Below are 1,132 nucleotides of genomic sequence, written 5' to 3'. Positions count from 1 at the left end.
CTGAGCAACCCGATAGGCATCCGCCTGGTTCTGCTTGGTCTGGTAGTGATGCCAGCGACCGAACTGGTCTTGCCATTCGATGTTGATGGTCATCTGATCAACCCCACAACTCCAGACCCAGACCCGCCAATGCTGCCGCACGCCTCAAGCAAGAGGACGCAGCAACCTCAGCAGCAGGTGCCTGTGACTTGGACTCCAGCGGTTCCGAAGCAACCGCCGAGTAGTGGAGCAGATCGCCATCGGCGGTGGGGATGGTCAGGCGACCAGTGACCACAACGGCACCGCCAACCTCCTGAACCGATTGAACCTCCCAACACCAACCAGGGGCACGGTGATGCAGGTGCTTGGCAATGGTGTTCCAGGGGCAGTAGGTCAGGGTCGTGTTGCCCTGCTTCCTGGTCTTGAGGTGCCGAGGATCAATGGGGCGTGACAGATCCGCCAGGGTTTCGGCAGTGGGTCGCAGAGTGAACTTCGTGGCGGTCGGTGCCTGAGTGCCGTTGGTGCTGGTCTTGAGCATTGGATTGAACCTCTGTGGGTTTCTGTGCTGTGATTATAGCGCCTGATGCTGCCTCTGTAAAGTTATGTGCTCAGGAAACTGCCTCCTGAGTAGCGTTCTGTTTCACCTGCTTCCGCAGCGTGGACACCTACTCGCAACCGCTTCTGGATGCCCTCGATCACCTCTGCCATCAGGTGGATGGTGACCCAGAGATTGAACACGAGTTCTATAACGCCAGCACACCAGAGGAGATGGTTGATCTGGCGGTGGCGACAGGCATTTTCATTGATGCCGATGACTTCCGTGCTCTACTGAGGAGTGGGGACACAGAGCATTGGGAGGTTCGTGGTCAGGACAGCGATAACCCCATCGTCCATCTCCAACGGGTTTTTAAGGTCTGATCGCTGCACCGCAGATCAGTCGTGAAGTTGCGATCAATAGTCGTCGCCGTATTTGAGACCTGAAGTTGCATCCATCAGTTCCACGGTGGTCTGATGCCCCGCCGCCAAGGTCACTTCGTGCTGAATGCCGATATCCCTCAGAGTGGCAATATCAAATTCAGGAGCAGTGATCCAACTGAATCCCTTGCCAAACGTGTTGTCGGGATTCACCACATACCAGTGGCAGGCGGTATCA

Annotated in this window: 3 protein-coding genes; 1 reads left to right on the top strand and 2 read right to left on the bottom strand. The window is 56.4% G+C overall.

Annotated elements, in window-relative coordinates; all coding sequences use genetic code 11:
• Positions 1-97: 97 nt before the first annotated feature.
• Positions 98-517 (bottom strand): hypothetical protein, encoded by a 420-nt coding sequence (locus tag FJ309_17700; protein ID MBM3956409.1) that lies wholly within the window; start codon positions 515-517, stop codon positions 98-100.
• Positions 518-660: 143 nt separating this feature from the next.
• Between FJ309_17700 and FJ309_17695 the strand changes: the two genes are divergently transcribed.
• Positions 661-897: a hypothetical protein gene (locus FJ309_17695; protein MBM3956408.1), complete on the top strand. Its 237-nt coding sequence runs from the start codon at positions 661-663 to the stop codon at positions 895-897.
• 33 nt (positions 898-930) lie between these two features.
• Here FJ309_17695 and FJ309_17690 read toward each other — a convergent pair.
• On the bottom strand, positions 931-1,132 hold a 202-nt coding region (locus tag FJ309_17690), incomplete at its 5' end, for a hypothetical protein (GenBank protein ID MBM3956407.1).

The sequence above is a fragment of the Planctomycetota bacterium genome, from assembly GCA_016872555.1.
In the GTDB taxonomy this organism is placed as follows: domain Bacteria; phylum Planctomycetota; class Planctomycetia; order Pirellulales; family UBA1268; genus F1-20-MAGs016.
Note: the sequence above shows the minus strand (reverse complement) of the source record. Positions and strands in the feature narration are given on the sequence as shown.

Coding starts and splice junctions, on each gene's coding strand:
- FJ309_17700 (MBM3956409.1), bottom strand. CDS start 517: ATGCTCAAGACCAGCACCAACGGCACTCAGGCACCGACCGCCACGAAG.